Source organism: Pseudoalteromonas piscicida, assembly GCF_002744175.1.
Classification (GTDB): Bacteria; Pseudomonadota; Gammaproteobacteria; order Enterobacterales; family Alteromonadaceae; genus Pseudoalteromonas; species Pseudoalteromonas piscicida_B.
Genome location: NZ_NKHF01000029.1, coordinates 1 through 17,468, shown reverse-complemented (window position 1 = coordinate 17,468; position 17,468 = coordinate 1). Strand labels below are relative to the sequence as shown.

General features: G+C 42.6%; 18 protein-coding genes. 6 read left to right on the top strand and 12 right to left on the bottom strand.

The genetic code is table 11. From position 1 onward, the window contains the following. Nucleotides 1-16 precede the first annotated feature (16 nt). The 6 genes from CEX98_RS06885 to CEX98_RS06860 all read right to left on the bottom strand — a co-directional run bounded on the left by CEX98_RS06885 (nucleotide 17) and on the right by CEX98_RS06860 (nucleotide 4,813). On the bottom strand, nucleotides 17-718 hold the full coding sequence (locus tag CEX98_RS06885) for a response regulator transcription factor (RefSeq protein WP_099641365.1): 702 nt from the start codon (nucleotides 716-718) through the stop codon (nucleotides 17-19). After that, nucleotides 718-1,602: an alpha/beta hydrolase gene (locus CEX98_RS06880; protein ID WP_242441652.1), complete on the bottom strand. Its 885-nt coding sequence runs from the start codon at nucleotides 1,600-1,602 to the stop codon at nucleotides 718-720. Before CEX98_RS06880 ends, CEX98_RS06885 begins: the two co-directional genes overlap by 1 nt. A gap of 19 nt (nucleotides 1,603-1,621) precedes the next feature. Next, nucleotides 1,622-2,755, bottom strand: coding sequence for a type 1 glutamine amidotransferase domain-containing protein (locus CEX98_RS06875; RefSeq protein ID WP_242441651.1), 1,134 nt, complete (start codon nucleotides 2,753-2,755; stop codon nucleotides 1,622-1,624). A 112-nt stretch (nucleotides 2,756-2,867) separates the two neighbouring features. Next, entirely contained in the window at nucleotides 2,868-3,512 is a 645-nt protein-coding gene (locus CEX98_RS06870; protein WP_099641362.1) for a DUF6058 family natural product biosynthesis protein, read from the bottom strand. 3 nt (nucleotides 3,513-3,515) lie between these two features. After that, on the bottom strand, nucleotides 3,516-3,905 hold the full coding sequence (locus CEX98_RS06865) for a hypothetical protein (protein WP_099641361.1): 390 nt from the start codon (nucleotides 3,903-3,905) through the stop codon (nucleotides 3,516-3,518). 65 nt (nucleotides 3,906-3,970) lie between these two features. After that, the gene (locus CEX98_RS06860; protein WP_099641360.1) at nucleotides 3,971-4,813 is read right to left on the bottom strand and encodes an alpha/beta fold hydrolase; all 843 of its coding nucleotides are present in this window, start codon (nucleotides 4,811-4,813) and stop codon (nucleotides 3,971-3,973) included. Between the two features lie 480 nt (nucleotides 4,814-5,293). Here CEX98_RS06860 and speA point away from each other — a divergent pair, with 480 nt between their 5' ends. Both speA and speB read left to right on the top strand, forming a co-directional pair. Continuing rightward, complete coding sequence (gene speA / locus CEX98_RS06855) at nucleotides 5,294-7,207, top strand: biosynthetic arginine decarboxylase (RefSeq protein ID WP_099641359.1); 1,914 nt, start codon at nucleotides 5,294-5,296, stop codon at nucleotides 7,205-7,207. A gap of 3 nt (nucleotides 7,208-7,210) precedes the next feature. Continuing rightward, on the top strand, nucleotides 7,211-8,131 hold the full coding sequence (gene speB / locus CEX98_RS06850; protein WP_099641358.1) for an agmatinase: 921 nt from the start codon (nucleotides 7,211-7,213) through the stop codon (nucleotides 8,129-8,131). Between the two features lie 373 nt (nucleotides 8,132-8,504). Here speB and CEX98_RS06845 read toward each other — a convergent pair whose 3' ends face one another. Beyond that, a complete protein-coding gene (locus tag CEX98_RS06845; protein WP_099641357.1) occupies nucleotides 8,505-8,987 on the bottom strand; it encodes a MarR family winged helix-turn-helix transcriptional regulator in 483 nt (160 codons plus the stop codon). A gap of 115 nt (nucleotides 8,988-9,102) precedes the next feature. On the opposite strand from CEX98_RS06845, the gene CEX98_RS06840 reads away from it, so the two are divergent. Continuing rightward, nucleotides 9,103-10,002 (top strand): DMT family transporter, encoded by a 900-nt coding sequence (locus CEX98_RS06840; RefSeq protein WP_172439730.1) that lies wholly within the window; start codon nucleotides 9,103-9,105, stop codon nucleotides 10,000-10,002. A 48-nt stretch (nucleotides 10,003-10,050) separates the two neighbouring features. Here the strand turns inward: CEX98_RS06840 and CEX98_RS06835 are convergent, their stop codons facing one another. After that, nucleotides 10,051-10,566 carry a GNAT family N-acetyltransferase gene (locus CEX98_RS06835; RefSeq protein WP_099641355.1) on the bottom strand — a complete coding sequence of 172 codons (516 nt, stop codon included), beginning with the start codon at nucleotides 10,564-10,566 and terminating at the stop codon, nucleotides 10,051-10,053. A gap of 425 nt (nucleotides 10,567-10,991) precedes the next feature. Between CEX98_RS06835 and CEX98_RS06830 the strand changes: the two genes are divergently transcribed. Then, nucleotides 10,992-11,369, top strand: coding sequence for a VOC family protein (locus CEX98_RS06830; RefSeq protein WP_242441650.1), 378 nt, complete (start codon nucleotides 10,992-10,994; stop codon nucleotides 11,367-11,369). A gap of 50 nt (nucleotides 11,370-11,419) precedes the next feature. Here CEX98_RS06830 and CEX98_RS06825 read toward each other — a convergent pair whose 3' ends face one another. Further along, nucleotides 11,420-12,997 (bottom strand): sensor histidine kinase, encoded by a 1,578-nt coding sequence (locus tag CEX98_RS06825; RefSeq protein ID WP_099641416.1) that lies wholly within the window; start codon nucleotides 12,995-12,997, stop codon nucleotides 11,420-11,422. A 37-nt stretch (nucleotides 12,998-13,034) separates the two neighbouring features. Beyond that, nucleotides 13,035-13,838: a PhnD/SsuA/transferrin family substrate-binding protein gene (locus tag CEX98_RS06820; protein ID WP_099641353.1), complete on the bottom strand. Its 804-nt coding sequence runs from the start codon at nucleotides 13,836-13,838 to the stop codon at nucleotides 13,035-13,037. Nucleotides 13,839-14,038: 200 nt separating this feature from the next. Between CEX98_RS06820 and CEX98_RS06815 the strand changes: the two genes are divergently transcribed. Next, a complete protein-coding gene (locus tag CEX98_RS06815) occupies nucleotides 14,039-14,245 on the top strand; it encodes a hypothetical protein (protein WP_099641352.1) in 207 nt (68 codons plus the stop codon). 32 nt (nucleotides 14,246-14,277) lie between these two features. On the opposite strand, the gene CEX98_RS06810 is transcribed toward CEX98_RS06815, so the two are convergent. Further along, nucleotides 14,278-15,144, bottom strand: coding sequence for a LysR family transcriptional regulator (locus CEX98_RS06810; protein WP_099641351.1), 867 nt, complete (start codon nucleotides 15,142-15,144; stop codon nucleotides 14,278-14,280). Nucleotides 15,145-15,251: 107 nt separating this feature from the next. On the opposite strand from CEX98_RS06810, the gene CEX98_RS06805 reads away from it, so the two are divergent. Further along, entirely contained in the window at nucleotides 15,252-15,920 is a 669-nt protein-coding gene (locus CEX98_RS06805; protein ID WP_099641350.1) for an FMN-dependent NADH-azoreductase, read from the top strand. A 345-nt stretch (nucleotides 15,921-16,265) separates the two neighbouring features. Here the strand turns inward: CEX98_RS06805 and CEX98_RS22835 are convergent. After that, nucleotides 16,266-17,468, bottom strand: a 1,203-nt coding sequence (locus tag CEX98_RS22835; protein ID WP_099641349.1) for a hypothetical protein, incomplete at its 5' end; no start/stop codon positions are given.

The window sequence follows — 17,468 nt, the reverse complement described above, 5'->3', positions numbered from 1 at the left end:
TCAGTTGCTATTTCAGCTATAAATCCAGCACTAAACCAACGCTATGAATGGTTTTAATAATGGCAGTTGGAAATGGCTTATCTACCGTTTTGCGTAATTGGTAAATATGCGACCGTAACGAATCCGAGTCGGTGCCCTCCTCGCCCCAAATACGCTCTACAAGTTCACTTTTTGATACCGCTCGAGGGTAACTTTCCATCAATATTTTAAGAATATTAAATAAAATAGGTGGAAGTACTAAAGCAGTATGATCTCTAGTGACCGTTTGATTTTGGTAGTTAAGCGTAACCTGCCTGTCGCCCTCCCCCAAACACAATGTTCTAGTTACTTGCCTTGGATTCAACCGACAAGTCAATGCACTAACTCGGGCTGCGAGCTCCTCTAGCGAAAAAGGCTTGGTGAGATAATCATCCGCACCTTGTGCAAATCCTGCTAATTTATCGTCCAAGGTATCTCGAGCAGTTAACATTATGATAGGAATATGCCTGTCAGCTTGTTGCCTTAATCGCTGACAGACTTCAAGTCCCTCGATATCTGGCAGCATAATATCTAAAATAATGCAGTCGAAATACTGTGTTAGTGCAAGCTCACAACCCTGCTCCCCAGTGTAGGCAAAGTCCAAACTATGCCCGAGCATGTCGAAGTAATCGGCAATATTGCTTGCAATCGCAGGATTATCCTCAATGACTAAAATGGTAAGTTGTGAGCTTGTTTTCATTAATACCAACCTTGTAATTTCTTATAGTAGCCCTCTGGTAACACGTGTTCACCAGCAATCACCACATGCTGCTTTTTATCACTTGAGATTGCTGCAAAAAGCGCTTCGTTTTCACTTTCACTTGAATATTCGTCGTCATCCGCAGAGACTAACCACACTTTTTGGGTATTAATTGCTGTTGCAAAATTTTTAATTGCTACCTTTGCAACGGTGTCATTAAGGTAAGGTGGCACGATAGCCAATACACTATCCACTCGCTTGTCTTGCGCCGCTAGGATCAAACTGATTTGGCCGCCCATGCTGTAACCAGCTACACCAATTTGGTTTTGGTCAAACTGCGGTTGGGTTGCAATCCAATCAAGCAACACTCGATGATCCTTCACCGAGTGAATGATCATATTCTCGTAGGGTTCGCGCTTGCCCCACCAGTCTAGATCATGCATCACTTCTATAATATTGTAATCAAGATCTTTTCGCTTACCGTGATTCCGAGAGTCTATGGCGATAACAGCATAACCTTTTGCAAGTGCCATCTTAGTTAACTCATCAGTTTGTTCGTATGTTTCACGCCCTTTGAAGCTTTCTTGTATCCATCGCACATCACTTCGACCCATACCATGGACACCCACCATAACAGGAATTGGTTTAGTCGCATCGTAATTACTTGGATAAATAATATGACCATTGACGTTATCGCCATCAAACGTCTTGTACTCAAGTGCAAAGTGATTGGCTTTTAATGGCGATAGATTTACTTCAACCGCTTTTTGCTCATAGCTATAAATTTGCGTTAATTCAGCTGCGGTAACACTATATGGCTTTAATCCAAATACTGCGTACCAAACAGCGGCAACACCTGCGATAATTCCTGTAACTACTAACATTGTTTTTCTCCAGCTTTGCTTAGCCATAAACCTTTGCCTTTAACGCAATTAGATTTTCAGCTTTACTGTGCTTACCAAGTGCTAATGCCAAAGTCGATTTAGCTTCGCTGACACGGTTTAGCTTTAACTGAGCTTGAACTAAAGCTTCGTACAGCATTGGATGGTCGATATCCGCAAGCGTTAGTTGCATTAACTCCACTGCGACAGTTAACTGATAGGCTGTTTGCGCATGCTTGGCTTGATATAAACCTGAGATCCCTATCAGCATAGGGTCGAATTTTGATTTATCCGCCAAATACTGCGCCTTTGCTTTAGCACTATCAGAAAAGAATTGCTCGACGAGCAGAATACTTTCATCATCTTTAAAACGAGGTCCATCGCTGGTAGGTAATCCAAGCGCAGCAACCATTGCTTTGGCGGTATCTGCGGTAGAGAATGGGTTTTGCCCGGTGATCAATTGTCCATCAATGGTGACCTGATTAAGCATCAATCCATCTTGTACAAAAGATGCACCACGCTCAATCAACTTGTCTTCCAAAAGAAAGGGGAACTGCTTGGTCCACTTTTTACCAAAAGCGGCTTCTTCTTCATTGGTAAACCCGTTTACCCGCTTACCAGAGATCAAGTATTCGCCGTTTTCAAGTGTCACATCAACCAGCGCCGCTGGGCCATGACAAACAGCACCAATAATACCCTGATTAACATATATATCGCGAATTATTGCCTGCAACGCTTTCGAGTTATGCAAATCAAACATTGGGCCTTTGCCACCAACCACAAACACACCATCAAATTCTGCCGCCTCTAAGGTACTTAGTTTTTTAGTATTCTTGAGTTGCGCCATGGCAGTGGCGTCATCCTGATAGGCTTTATTGTAAGGTTTGTTTTTATCAAATTTATCCGCCAGCGGCTCGCCCCCTTTTGGAGAAGCCAGCGTGACCTTAACCCCACTGTGCTTAAAAACCGCGTAGGCTTTAGTAAGCTCGTCAAATTCAAAGCCTGGTTTAGTCAAGGTGCCATCTGCACCCATTTCGCCATAACTACTGAGCACCATGAGTACATGAGGCGTGCTCTCCTCTTGCGCCAAAGTGTCGGTTGAAGCCGCTGATAACGCGGCAACCAAAGATAAGGTTAATATTGATTTGTTCATCATCCGGTCCTCGTGTTGTTTTGTTACAGACACTTTATGCGGACAGGTGTGAAATGGATGTGAAGTGAAGTGAAGTAAAGTCAATTCACATTATTCAAAAGCAAAAAACAGCTAATTATGATGTTAAAGGCTTTGGAAATCTTGCTCTTACGTCGTCGATTAAGCGCTTGCGTGAGCTACGTTCACGCTCATGAGGCGCGAATAAGGCACTTGCCTTGTCTAATAGGTCAACCACTTGGTGAAGGTTAATTAGTTCATCCGGGCTCAAGTGTTCATCTCGTGCCAAGTACTCGTTGATAATAACAATAGCGGCTTCTTTATTGGCAATATCTTCTGGCGAACCCGTTTTAGTACAAAGGCCGTAAATACCGCCAAGGAAGTGTTGCCATTCATTTTCTAGGTGTGCATCTATGCCTTTATTCAGTTTTGCATCTTGCGGATTAAGACCTTGGGTTTTTAATCTATGCAGTTGATCTTTATAGCGTTTACTAAAGAGTGCAAAGGCTTGTGTTTCATCCGTTAGTTGCGACACAGCACCTAGCCATACCAAAGCGCCCTGCGGATAAAATTCAAGGTTACTTTCATCACAGTGCTCCCCAAAGAAAGAGTCACATTCGAGCTTTAATGTTAGTTTATAGGCAGCTTTTGGCATCAAACGCTTTTCAATTAACATAGCCAATTCGAGGTGGGATAACTGCGACTCACGCAGTAAACTCTCTTTGGTAATAAAATGTGTTTGCAAATAACTAAGTAGTTCCATTGATTATTCCTTTGCATTTGTTAGCTTTATTTTTGCCGTAAGCGCAGTCGCGATGAGAATTAAACCAAGCAAGTTGATGTTTATTGCTATGGCTTCTAGATTCAATTGAACCGTTAATAGCAGTCCTGATGAAAATTGGATTAGCGTATCATCGACGACAACCCCAATTGACATAAGCCCGCCAAGCAAGGCTGCCCAACTCAATGCATTGAGGTGCCTTTGATATAGCTTAAACGCGACGAATAAACACAAAAAACTAGCGGTAAAGTCTAGAATTAAGGTCCATTCTGGGGCGCCAAATACGCCCAATATGAATAATACAAACCCTGCTATTCCCGCGAAGGCTAATAAAAAGGTGGTAATTTTTGAGCTCTTTATATGGTGAGAAAACATCGCTTTTATTATTATTTATTAAGGTTAGCAGCAGTATAACCGCTAACCCTTTGCGTAAAAAAATATTATTGTACCTTTTTCACCATATCTTCAATATATTTGATGGCAATAAATGGGTCCGTTTGATCAAACAGATGAGACGCGTACTTCATAGTAACTGGGGTGACATTATCGCCAATTTCTTGCAGCTTAATTTGGGAGTCTTTTGAAGTTTGAGTATAAACATCAACATCGGCATAACTCATACCAGTAGAGCGAATAGAAACATGAGGGATCCCACGTGACAGTATAGTAATTGGCATTTTCCGATTGATTTCGTACATCGCTGTATGGGATGAAGCTTCTTCAAAATCTTCTAGTGAATGAGTATCTCGCTCCCAGTTGATGATCCAATCCATGATCTTCCATGCATCTTTGGACATCTTACTTTTCATTTCGTGGTACCAAGACTCATGAGTGATATCAATAAGTACCATCCCTTTCACTTTCTCAGGGTTTCGATTGGCGTAGGCTCTTGCAACAAACCCACCAAAAGAGTGAGGCACAAGTACCAACTTATCCATTTTAGTGGCTTGAGTGAATGCCTCAAGCTCTTGTGTAAGCTCTAACATAGTCCGCACTCGTGGCTTTGCAATAGTGCTTTTCCCGGTGCCAGCTCGGTCATAAAAACACAACCGATAGCCTTTCGGATCTGCGTTATGAATGGTGTTTTTATAAGTTTCATGAGCATCTAACCCCATGCCTGCGAGTAAAAGTGCGGTAGTCTCGCCCTCTCCTTTACAAGCATAGGCAAGTTTATTGCCGCCTATTTCTACAAATTGGTAATCATGTTGATGAACTGACTGGTTGGCGCTGGCCACTGAACTGATAGCAACAAGCCCTAGTACTGTTGATATTATTGTTTTCATTATCCTTTCTCACTTTTTAAGTTTTCCCATCAGCGATACTAGTATACTTTTTCAATAACTACAACGAAGTTTCAGAAACTTCTGAAACATTCATAAAAAGCAAAACTTCTAGCTTGGTTTATTTCAAGATTTGTCACTCTTGACGAGCAAAATAACTCATTAGACTGAAACTTTCTAATTGTGTCTAATGCGCGAAAATTAATTAACCTGAGCTCGGGATAAAAAGTTAACTAATCAACTAAAATATCCATGCTCAAAAGCGTAATACCGCTCTGACCAGATGTTATTTCTTAATACAAGGCTAATTTGTGCGGCAATAGCTGGCCTATTGCAAACAAATTTAACGCTGTAGTAAGGGATAACAGCAGCCAGAGAATAAGTTGTTATGCCGAGTTCTGGTTAATTCTACCTTTCACTCAGTGAGTAGCCGCCAATGATGGCGCACTGCAGGCTGAACCCAATTTACGTTAAGGAACTTGAATGACCAAATTTACCTCTTCTGAGCAAGCACGTGAATGCTACAACGTGCGCCACTGGAGCCAAGGCTTCTTTGGTATTAATGATCAGGGAGAGGTTACTGCGATGCCGAACCAACAGCAGCCACAGCACGCCGTAACTCTGACAAACATTGCACAACGAATTAAATCTGAGGGTTATACCCTACCTGCACTAGTGCGTTTTCCACAAATTCTAGAACAGCGTGTACATAATATTGTTGGTGCGTTTAATCAGGCAATTACTGATTACAGCTACCCAGAAGATTATTTATTGGTTTACCCAATTAAAGTAAACCAACAAAAAGAAGTCATAGAGGGGCTTATCGCAAGCCAAGCAGCTAGCGATAAAAAACAGCTTGGTTTAGAGGCTGGCAGTAAAGCTGAGTTACTTACCGTATTGGCGCTCAGTGAAAAAACCAGTGCAGTGATCGTGTGTAACGGCTACAAAGACAGAGAATACGTCCGTCTTGCGCTGATCGGCGAGAAATTAGGTCATCAGGTTTATATCGTTTTAGAAAAGCGTTCTGAGCTCGACATTGTGATGGCAGAAGCCAAGACACTAAACGTTAAACCACGTTTAGGCTTACGCGTACGTTTGGCATCGCAAGGTAAAGGAAAGTGGCAAGCAAGCGGCGGCGAAAAGTCTAAATTTGGTCTGTCTGCCTCACAAGTACTAACGGTTGTGGACCAATTAAAGCAAGCCGATATGCTAGACGCGCTGCAACTGGTGCACTTTCACTTAGGTTCACAAATGGCCAACATTCGTGACGTGCGTGTTGGTGTGGGTGAAGCCGCTAGATTCTACTGCGAGTTACGCCGTTTAGGTGCAAACCTGTTGAATTTAGACGTAGGTGGCGGACTTGCGGTGGATTACGACGGTACACGCAGCCAATCGTCCAACTCGATGAACTACAGCTTAGCTGAATATGCAAACAACATCGTTTACACCGTAGGCGATACCTGTAAGCAATACAATCAGCCAATGCCAAAGATCATCTCGGAATCAGGCCGTGCGTTAACTGCGCATCACGCGGTATTAATCACCGATGTGATTGGCACAGAGAGCTACCAAGTAGAAGAGATAACTGCACCGGCAAGTGATGCCCCAAGATTACTGCACAATATGTGGACGTCTTGGCAGGCTCTCAGTGAGCAAAGTGATGACCGTGCATTGATTGAAATTTTTCATGATACGCAAGGCGACTTGGCAGAAGTACACAGCCAATTTGCGATGGGCCTATTAAGCCTTGAGCAAAGAGCATGGGCGGAGCAAGTGAACCTGCGCGTATGTTATGAACTAAACAAGCGTATGGACAACAAAAACCGTTTCCATCGCCCAATTATTGACGAACTCAGTGCCAAGCTTGCGGATAAATTCTTTGTGAATTTCTCGCTATTTCAATCTTTGCCAGACGCTTGGGGTATTGAACAAGTGTTCCCTGTACTACCACTCAGCGGGTTAACAGAGGCACCCAAGCGCCGCGCGGTATTGCTAGATATTACCTGTGATTCTGACGGGACGGTGGAGCATTATGTGGATGGCCAAGGTATTGAAGCCACGCTACCAGTACCTGAGTTTTACAAAGATAAACCCTATTTACTGGGATTTTTCTTGGTGGGTGCATACCAAGAGATTTTAGGTGACATGCACAACCTATTTGGCGACACCCACACCGTTGTAGCCACATTAGATGACCAAGGTGAATTGTCGCTTGGTAATGTCGATGCAGGCGACACCGTTGCCGATATGATGCGTTATGTACACCTTGATGTTGAACAATTTAAGCGTAACTTTGCCAACCTAGTTGAAAGTAAACTACCGCTTGAAGAGCAAGCAACCTGCCTAGCAGAGCTTGAAACCGGCCTTTACGGCTATACTTATTTGGAAGATTTTTAACCCATGAGCCACTTATTCGATCACACCGATCATTCTCTGTACTCCAACGGCATGACGTTTTTACGTCAGCCAATGGTACGCAATATCACAGATATTGATGCAGACGTTGTGGTACTTGGCTTACCATTTGACCTGGCAACCTCTGGACGCCCAGGCGCTCGCTTAGGTCCGGACGCAATCCGTCGCGCATCCGTGCACTTAGCGTGGGAAAGCAAAAAATACCCTTGGTCATTTGCATTGTGGGACAAAATTAAACTACAGGACGCCGGCGATTTCACTTACCCGGTTGGCGACCCTGAGTATTTTACTGCGCAACTCGAGCTAGCTGCTCTGCAAATTTTGCAGCAAGGCAAAACGCTATTAAGCCTAGGCGGCGATCACTTTGTGACCCTGCCACTGCTGCGTGCTCACCAGCAAATTCACGGCAAAATGGCGCTGGTACATTTTGATGCGCACACAGACACGTACAGCCAAGGCTCACGCTATGATCACGGTACTATGTTCTATCATGCCCCCATTGAAGGCTTGATAAGCCCAGAGCATTCAATGCAAATTGGCATTAGAACCGAGTACACAGAGCAAGGTCACGAGTTTGGCGTGATTGACGCCATGGCAGCAAACGACTTAAGCGCCGAAGAAATAGCAGCGCAAATCAAAGCACGCGTCGGCGACTTGCCGGTGTATTTAACCTTTGATATCGACTGTTTAGACCCTGCATTTGCACCTGGCACCGGCACCCCAGTGTGCGGCGGTCTAACCAGCGACAAAGTGCTGAAGATTTTACGCGCACTGCAAGGGCTAAACATAATAGGCATGGACGTAGTAGAAGTTTCACCCTCCTACGACCAAAGCGAGCTCACCGCAATCGCCGCCGCCACCATTGCACACGAACTATTGCATCTGTGGGCTGTAAAGCATAAATAACTGAATGCGTGGTTGTACTAAGCCATCTTAACAAGGTGGCTTTTTTGTTTGGGGTTTGTGTTAGTGATAGTTATGCCAAACCAACGTTCGAAAGACACAACTTCTCGGCGGGTAAACCGCCTCCTACAAAAAATGATTATATTTTGAATTCTGAGACACATCACGCTGATAGTTTTTGCAATACGTGTAAGCAGCTTAATTGCTATAACCGTAGAAGATCTCACATACAGCTTGTTATCCCACCCTCACACCAGAAAACATAAATTCTCGGCAGGCAAACCGCCTCCTACAAGGCTGTTCACACTATTAAGCACCTTGGGTGGTGCTTCATTTATTTCAACCTACCAGACATGTTACAAGAAGGTTTACACCCTCACTCAAATTGCGTTAGCCACTCTTTTAACACACCATTTAACAGGGTTTGCTGCTCTCTACTCATTCCTTCAACCAATTGGGCTTGAATAGCTATATGTGGTTCTATCAGCTTTTCAATCAAGGCGAGGCCTTCGGCTGTCAATTCCACCGTTACACTGCGGCGGTCTTCTTTACAATGTTCACGCTTAATAAGGCCTTTTGCCGCTAGCTTGTCTAAACGGTTGGTCATCGCGCCAGAAGTGAGTAGCATGGTTTTAAACAGTTCTGATGGAGTTAAACGAAATGGCTCACCGCTACGACGCAAGGTAGCTAACACATCAAATTCCCCTAAGTTTAAACCGTATTGCTTGTGCAGCTTTTCAACTTCGGCCTCCATATGTTTAGCTATACGCACTAAGCGACCCATTATCGCCATTGGCGTTGTTTGTAACTGTGGTTTTTCGCGAGTCCACTGCTCTTGCACTCTATCAATCGCATCCATCAATATTTGCCCCGACAACAAACTTATAAAGAAATATCTTAACATAAAGATACTTTACAAAAAGTGTTTTTAGTAATACCTTACCGGAAAGTATCTCAACGTAAAGATAGTTAATGTGAATATACTCCTCGCGATGATCCCTGCATTTTTGTGGGGCACTACGTATGCGGTAACACAATACACCCTTGCGGATTGGCCGCCCCTGTTACTTGGTGCTATTAGAGCGCTGCCGGCTGGGCTTATTTTGCTGGCAGTTAAGCCGAGTTTGCCAAAAAAAGCCGACTGGAAAATACTATTCGGCCTTGGGGCGATTAATATCGCGACCTTTTTTAGCATGATATTCGTAATGTCGTTAACGCTACCATCTGCCATATCGAGCGTAGGCATGGTGTCTGTGCCGGTATTCGCCATGCTTTATCATTGGTTAGTCAACAAACAACGTCCAGGATTAGTGCAAGCATTATGCGGTGCAGCGCTTATTGTGTTGGCATGGTTGCTATTTGATCCGAGCTCTCTGAGTTTAAATCCACTTGGGTTAGGAGCAATACTGGCGGCAATTACTTGTATTGTGATTGGCAGCTCAATTACTAAGTCTCTTGGTGATCGCATGCATTGGTGGACGGTATTAACTTGGCAGCTAATTATTGGTGGCGTTATTCTTACGCTGATATCTAGCGTTCACGGTATTATCGCACCAGCTAAGTATATTGCGGCTTTTAACAATTTTTCGATGATTAATCTCACTGGCATGCTCTGGGTTGTGGTGCTTAATACAGCACTGGGTTACAGCTTGTATGTATGGTTACTTCAACGTATGTCTGTGGTGGATTTTACCTTTGGTGGGATCGCAAATCCGATTGCGGGGATTCTAACGGGGTTGGTACTACTGGGCGAAACGTTCACACCGCTTCAATATAGCTTGATGATTGGCATGATTGTAATGCCACTATTACCGCAAATTATCATCACCACTCTACGAAACCGGACTGTACCTGCTAAGTGTGAGGCAAATTAATCAGTTGAGCGCATAGCACCTACGCGCTCCTTCCTCTAAAAAACGAAATTAAAGTGCGAGTCGATAAATATATAACGACTCGTCACTTGCTACGCCCAAATCATTGACACAGGACTCGACAAACTGGCCACCTATTTTTTCAATGATCCGCTGGCTCGCAATATTCGACTGTAAACATTGAAACTCCACCGTTTTAATATCACTTACCTCTCGAAGTTTGGCAATTACCTGTTCAAGCACTTGGCCAATTAAGCCATGGCCTCTTGCCTTTTCACCAAGCCAATAGCCGATTTCAGCGGTTTGCGTTTGAGCATCCATATATTTGATCCCAAACACGCCGCAAAATTCGCGATTAAATTCAATAGCAGACCAAAGCCCGCCGACTTGGTTGTTTATGCGTGTGTCGATGTATCGCTCAGCATCAGCCTCAGAGTATAAATTCGCCACCCAAGGCAACACGCTTTGTAAACTTGCACGACTGCTTTGCACACAATCAAACAAGGCCTTTGCGTGTTCTAAAGCCAGTTCTTGTAATCTGAGATCGGCAGAAATATCTAGTTTCACGTAATGTTCAGCTCCATATGCCAACGTTTTTTGGTTAAGGCCCTAAATGGCGCCCTGTACCTCTAACTTTAAGCTTTAATAATATGAAGTTAAAGTGATTTTGACGATTTAACCTGAGCTTTGGATAATTAATGCCTTTCTAGTAAAACGTTATAGCGCTAACTGCGTTGAATTCACTTCCAGTAGCTAGTCGTCTTGCCTACAGGGATGTAGGTATCAGGACGCGAGCGGAATTATTCCCAAAACGCTCAGACTAGCCAAAGAAGTAATTTAATGTAATTTAGAAAAAACAATGAGTTAACTCATTTCTTTTCCAAACCTCAGGTTATTTACGCTCATACTTCAGCTGAGTGTAAGACTACTGACAATAGCTGACAAACTGAGAGAGTATCCTAGCCACAACTTTTTAAACATAATGGAATTTAATGATGATTACCGTTGACTCTTTGGTGTTATACGTAAGCGATATCAAGCTTAGCGCAGCGTTTTATGGACTGCTATTCCAATGTGAGACTGCACAGCTTTCTCCAACTTTTGTTTCTTTGAAGTGTGCAAGCAACGTCTCGATTGCACTGAAACAAAACACAGCGCTTACGCCTCCAAGTTCCATTACGGGTGGCGGCACAGAAATCTCTGTTCTGCAACCAAGTCAAGAGGCGTTTTTGGCTTTATACGATACATGGAATTCAATTGATATTGAGTTTGCTCAGGCACCGCAAAGCGAGGTCTATGGCATGAGTTTTGTCGTATTAGACCCTGATAAACACCGTATTCGTGTGTTTGTTAATCAACATAACGAGTAAACCTATTAAACAACACGAACAAAGCGCATATGTTCATTTTATCTATACTTTCAGACTGGTAATTTAATAATAAAACAGGTGCCCACACCCTCTGTGCTATCAACCATTAATTCACCACCGTGCTCTTTGATAATGTCATAACTAATAGAGAGGCCTAACCCCGTGCCCGTTCCAACCGGTTTTGTTGTAAAGAAGGGATCAAAGATCTTATCGATGATTGTCGGCGCGATACCTGGGCCATTGTCTTGTACTTGTATCTCTACAGCCTCGTTATTGTGGCTTGTTGAGATAATGATCTCTCCCTCTTCGGCAATAGCTTGAGAGGCATTCATGAGCAAGTTTGTTAGCACTTGTATTAACTTTCCTTGATTCCCTTGTATCGCCGGGATTTCATCAAAATGCGTTATCACTTTGGCATGGTACTTCAGTTTGCTCTCTAACAGGTTTAATGTGGTTTTAATGCAGGCGTTAAGGTCACAGGACTGCATCTGTACATTCTCCACCCGTGAAAACTGCTTCAGATCTTTTACAATGGCAGATACACGCTGCAATCCGGAAATTGATTCATCGATAAGATCTGAACAATCATCATTGATAAAAGCAAAATCTTTACTATTCAATAATTCATGTAAACCATTGTCTTGCTCTGGCTGCAGTTTTAATGCCATCGCTTGGTTTGCAAGCGTTACATAATCATAATGATAGTGACGCATCACATCTAGGTTGCTCATCACAAACCCTAATGGATTATTAATTTCATGGGCAACACCGGCAGCTAGCTGACCCACAGATGCCATTTTTTCAGAATGTATAAGTTGCTGCTGTGCATTTTCTAGCTCGCGGTTGGTCGCTTCAAGTTGCAAGTTTTGTTGCTTAAGCTTTTCAGTTCTTTGTTCGACGAGTTGCTCTAGCTGCTTATTTAGCTCGATTAACTCCAGCTTGTATTGTTCTCGCCGCTCATGTTCTTCGGTCAATGTTTGGGATAGTTCATCAAAGGCCAATGAGAGTTCTTGCAGTTCATCCTTACTTTTTATGGGTTGCCATTTAAAATCAAATACACCTTTTGCGACATTCCGTGCAATCTTGTTGGCTTGATTTTTAAGGATATAGAGGTTAGTTGTTAGATATATTCCTAAAAAGTAAGAAAAAATGGCAACTAGTGCCATTTCAAATAAGGCGATAGATACTGTCCACTTTTTTACCTCAGAGATGGCTCTATTGATGCCACCAATGTCTATGCCTATCTGAATAGTACCAAACCGAGTTCCACCTTCGATTATATCGGCATGGATGTTAAACACTCCATCATCGACTTGCTCTACTAACACATCCTCGCTGAATTGACGTGTTCTGTAAATCTCATTTCCTGCAAAGGACAGCGTTTGCTGCTCTGCATCTACTACTTTTACATACAGAATATCTGGGTTACTGAGCAGCTCAGTTGTAAAGGAGTCTAATGTAGCTAAATCGTAGGATAACACCGCATTCTTGGTTGCGCTGGCAAATAAGCTTGCTGTAGTAGTTGCACGTTTATTCATGGCTTCATTAGCAGATACCTTCATGTAATCAATCACAACAAGTATCAACACACTGAGCAACACAGCCTCGATGACGGCTGTACCTATCATAGTTTTGAGCCTGAGTGATACTTGCGCCATGTAAGTACTACTGCCCTACTAGTGTTTCTAATTGTAATGCTTTCACATCTTGCCACTCTTCATTGGAGGCGGGAGTAATAGCCGTAAAGTTTACCGTTTTTAGTAATACTCTCCCTGCTTCACTTTGGTCAAGTGAAGTTAGCGCATCGACCAAACGTGCTCTTGCATCCGCTGGCATTGTTTGTTTTACCGCAAAGGCGTGAGGAGTATATCCTTGTGTTGTCCACAAAATGGCTAATTGTGATTTAACTGCGGGATCAGCATTGTTAAACGTTCGCATCACCCCACCACCGGCTTTTACAAACCCTCGCGCAACATTTAAATATACTGAATCATGAGATGATACATATCTTGGGGTAAATGCAATCCCTTGTTTTGCCAGCTCACCTCGAGGCAAAATACTTGCAGCAAAGGCCGCAGGTGCCGGAAACGCCAACGTTTCGCCTTGTAACTGAGCAAGCGCGGTAATCTCAGAATCCTTCTTTACTACGATAATCCCTTGGATTTTTTTATCCTTTTGCTTGGCTATTGCCTGGTAACCCGAGCGCTGATTAAACACCACAAAATGATAAGGGTTCATATAGGCTACGTCATAACCTTGTTGTGCTACTTGTTGTTCAAAAGTAGGAATATCTTTCGCAGTTTTAAAAGTATAGGTATCCCCTGTTCTGCTATTAACATAATCCAGTATAGGCTGCCAATTTTTGGCCAGCTTGTTCGCCGATTGTTGTGGTACAAACGCAAAAGTATAGTCGGCCCCAAAGCATAGAGTTGAAAATAGCCATAGCCAGAGGAATATAAGCTGTTTCAAAAGTTCAACACCCGTAGATAGTTAGTAGAATAATTAAAGGTTAAGCAAATCACTACTTAAGCTACATACGAAGTATAGAACAGTTTTTGAAAACAGCTTACCGAGCACAACAAAAGAAACACTATATTGACAAGCAAAAACAATTATGAAACATTGAAGTTCCCTAATTTAGGGGCTAATAATTATAAGGAAGATATATAATGAAATTATCAATAAAAAAAACCGCACTAAAATCATTAACAGCAAACAAACAGCTCGCGCCAAACATGACACCAAATATCGCTGGTGGTGCAGTAGGCCCTGATAGCAGTTATCCTGACTCAAGACGCGTTGATTGTTTACCAACGGATACATTTGCATCTTCGCCGGGTCCAACTCAGCCATGTAATGTAACTGGTATTTGCTAAGTTAACAGCATGCATAGTAATTAACTAAATTACTATGCATGACGCTCCTGCAGCTCCTGCTCTAGCCAATGTGAAAATCGATTTATTTCTGCATCATATTTACGATGATGAGTCCGCCTCATCCAATAGCTATAGCCCTCAAAACTCTTTATTTTATTGATTTTACGCAACCAACCTTGCTTAAGCGCAGAATATGCTAAAACATTACTCATTAGAGCCATTCCCTGACCAGCTAAAGCAGCTTGCAATACAAAGTGCTCCTGTTCAAAGCGATGAATCGCATATAGGTTTTCATCAACATACGTCTGCCAAAGAATATTTTCTAATAATGCGCTTTCTTGCCAATGGGTCACGAAAAGTGTCGGCTTACCCTGTTCTGGCACTTGATAATTAGCACTACAGTAAAGTCCAATTTGCTCAGAAACTAACTGTACTTCGTCAGTACTTTGATTAGGTAGTCCGTATCTTAAGGCGATGTCAATGTGCTTCTCTTTGTCTAAATCAATAAGCTGATCGCTGGCACTAATGGTAATTATTTGATTTGGAAAGATCCGGTTTATCATTGCCATATTTGGTGCGAACCAAAGCGCCGCAAATGAATTACAGCATGATATTACCAGATTATTTTTCTGCTCATTAAACTCCATACAGGCATTGTCAAGCATATTAAGTGCATCAATACAGCTCACAGCCAATAACTTCCCCTGTGGGGTTAGTTTAATCGCTCGTGTTTGTCGTTCAAAAAGTTGCACTCTCAACTGAGATTCTAGTGACTTTATCTGATGTGAGACCGCAGTGGGCGTAACATTAAGGGCTTGTGCTGCTTTTTTAAAGCTTAAGTAGTGCGCCGCAACAGCAAACGTTTTTAAATTATTCAACGACGGTAAATGTGAGAACATACTGGCTCCATAAGTTAGCTTATCTCATCTATATGGCTATTTTCCTCAGTTGTCAAAAAAGCGCTTAAACCTCACAATCAAAGGCCTTAGATAAATGGAGAAAAATCATGGAAAACATTTTATACATTAGCTGTAGCGCAAGAAAGTACCACGAGAACATATCGCAACACCAGTCCATTAGCAGAATGTTAGGCGCGCAATTTCTAGCCGAATTTAACCGCTCAGGATATGAAGTAGAAGTCACCCACCGCAACCTATCAGAAAAACAACCAGCATTTATTGATGATACCTTTATCGCCGCTGCATTTGCGAAAGGAACGTTGACCAAAGAGCAGCACTTGATACTCGAAGAATCCGACGAAATTATCGAAGAAATCTGTAATGCCGATATCATCGTGATCTCCAGCCCTATGTATAACTATGGTATGCCTGCGGTATTAAAAGCTTGGTTTGATATGGCGATCCGTATTAACAAAACCTTCAGTTTTGACTTAGCGCGAGGCAATAAACCTCTTAAACCAACATTGTCAGGTAAAGCACTCGTGCTACTGGCCTCTTGGGGGGAGTTTGGATTTAGAAAAGGTGAGTCACAATATCATTTGAATCATCTCAGTAGCCACATTGAGCAGCTCGCTCCCTACCTAGGCGCCGAGAAATTCTATGAAATAGCCTCTGAGTATCAAGAGTTTGCTGATCACAGGCACCAAAGCGCTAAACAGCTTGCGATTGATGAAGTAACAAAACTTGCAAGTATGCTTAGCAAACCGAAGCACTAACGAATCCAAAATACATGAACTAGTCGGTTTAAAAAATACCGTAGTACCAATAGATTGGGCCTACTTAATCATGCATCGTTAAGTAACCTGAACTTCAGATAATTGATGCCTTTCTAGCAGCCTTTAGCGCTAACCGCGTTGAATTTACGCACCAAGCCAGCTGTTGGTGCGTAAATTCGCCTTGCCTACAATGATATAGGTACCAAGGCGGTAGCAGGATGCGAGAGCGGAGTTATCCCCAAAACTCGCTGACTAGATAAGAAAATAATTTAATGTAACTTTAAAAGCAATGAGTTAGCTGATTTCTTATCCAAACCTCAGGTTAAGTAGGCAAAAAAGCTAACATTAATATACTGTATCTAAGTTAGCAACAACTTCTATAGAGACTAAATTATCGAATTTGCGATTCTCCCTAGAATCTCCCTTCGCGTACTCATCCAATAACGCGGAAAAAGATTTATTATCTGTCGCCTGACCTTCATAACCATACAAATAGATGGATAAAATCTCAAGGTCGATTTGTCCTTTTGGCTCAGGGAAAACTTGCCCAAATGACAAGTCAGGGATCTCGCCACGAATACCACCTCTAATGCTCCAATCAAATCGAGTTTCGGCAGCGTCATCTACGAGAAAACTGAAGCCCCAAGTCGCCCGAGCAAAACGCTCATCAGTCGAGGAAAAGTCATAGGATGCAGCGCCACTATTGGATGCCGCAATAAGGTCATCTGAAAGTGCAGTCGATATCTCAGGTAATTGGGTTAGAGTGTACTTTCCCTCCTCACTTACCGCATTTCGTGCGTAAACGTAAAAGTCTATATCAATTCTATTTACCGAAACACTCTGGGTAATATATTGGTTTAAAAAGTTAACATCAGTATGGGCTGGGAAAATATACATAGAGTCTGTTGACTGTCCAGACACTGATTGGCCGAAAACATATCGCCCTAGGCTATTTATATAACCTCTAGTAGACATAAATTCGGCGTCAGTCCAAAAAACAGGCTCAATCGCTAGCCCGTCATAAGCAAAGTCACTATTGCTTAGTTTAATCGTATCACTGTCTGTAGGCACTTTAACTATAGCCGCTTTACCCAGATCATAGCGATAATCTGTTGCGGTAATGTATAGTTCAGTTTGATCAGGGCAAATCTTTACAGAGTTTCTTAGAATGTTTCCAGAACCGTATCGCATAGCAGCATTGGCTATGTCACCTGAGAGTTCAGATTTATCCACAAGGTACTCAGAGCAACCACAGTTTTCAGTGTAGTTTTGAAAGTAAAAATCACCTAAATTTGTTCTCTCAGATATATCAAGTTCAGTATAGATCTGTTTAAATGTTTCTAAATCACGATCTCTTACATCACCGATCACTGAAAGATGCTTTGTACCTTCAGGTAAAGCACCATTGAAAGCACCATTACTATCCGTTTTTACGCTGCCTACTGGGTCGCCATCAGCGTTGTGGAAAACGATATCTGTACTGTACGCGACTTCTTGACCACATTGGCTCTTAAACGCATTTAGTGAGATTGTTTGGGCAGTTGCTTT

What these genes read in the sequence shown, in the direction of transcription:
- CEX98_RS06885 (WP_099641365.1), bottom strand. Translation starts at nt 718, where the DNA reads ATGAAAACAAGCTCACAACTTACCATTTTAGTCATTGAGGATAATCCT.
- CEX98_RS06880 (WP_242441652.1), bottom strand. Translation starts at nt 1,602, where the DNA reads ATGTTAGTAGTTACAGGAATTATCGCAGGTGTTGCCGCTGTTTGGTAC.
- CEX98_RS06875 (WP_242441651.1), bottom strand. Translation starts at nt 2,755, where the DNA reads ATGATGAACAAATCAATATTAACCTTATCTTTGGTTGCCGCGTTATCA.
- CEX98_RS06870 (WP_099641362.1), bottom strand. Translation starts at nt 3,512, where the DNA reads ATGGAACTACTTAGTTATTTGCAAACACATTTTATTACCAAAGAGAGT.
- CEX98_RS06865 (WP_099641361.1), bottom strand. Translation starts at nt 3,905, where the DNA reads ATGTTTTCTCACCATATAAAGAGCTCAAAAATTACCACCTTTTTATTA.
- CEX98_RS06860 (WP_099641360.1), bottom strand. Translation starts at nt 4,813, where the DNA reads ATGAAAACAATAATATCAACAGTACTAGGGCTTGTTGCTATCAGTTCA.
- speA (WP_099641359.1), top strand. Translation starts at nt 5,294, where the DNA reads ATGACCAAATTTACCTCTTCTGAGCAAGCACGTGAATGCTACAACGTG.
- speB (WP_099641358.1), top strand. Translation starts at nt 7,211, where the DNA reads ATGAGCCACTTATTCGATCACACCGATCATTCTCTGTACTCCAACGGC.
- CEX98_RS06845 (WP_099641357.1), bottom strand. Translation starts at nt 8,987, where the DNA reads ATGGATGCGATTGATAGAGTGCAAGAGCAGTGGACTCGCGAAAAACCA.
- CEX98_RS06830 (WP_242441650.1), top strand. Translation starts at nt 10,992, where the DNA reads ATGATGATTACCGTTGACTCTTTGGTGTTATACGTAAGCGATATCAAG.
- CEX98_RS06825 (WP_099641416.1), bottom strand. Translation starts at nt 12,997, where the DNA reads ATGATAGGTACAGCCGTCATCGAGGCTGTGTTGCTCAGTGTGTTGATA.
- CEX98_RS06815 (WP_099641352.1), top strand. Translation starts at nt 14,039, where the DNA reads ATGAAATTATCAATAAAAAAAACCGCACTAAAATCATTAACAGCAAAC.
- CEX98_RS06810 (WP_099641351.1), bottom strand. Translation starts at nt 15,144, where the DNA reads ATGTTCTCACATTTACCGTCGTTGAATAATTTAAAAACGTTTGCTGTT.
- CEX98_RS06805 (WP_099641350.1), top strand. Translation starts at nt 15,252, where the DNA reads ATGGAAAACATTTTATACATTAGCTGTAGCGCAAGAAAGTACCACGAG.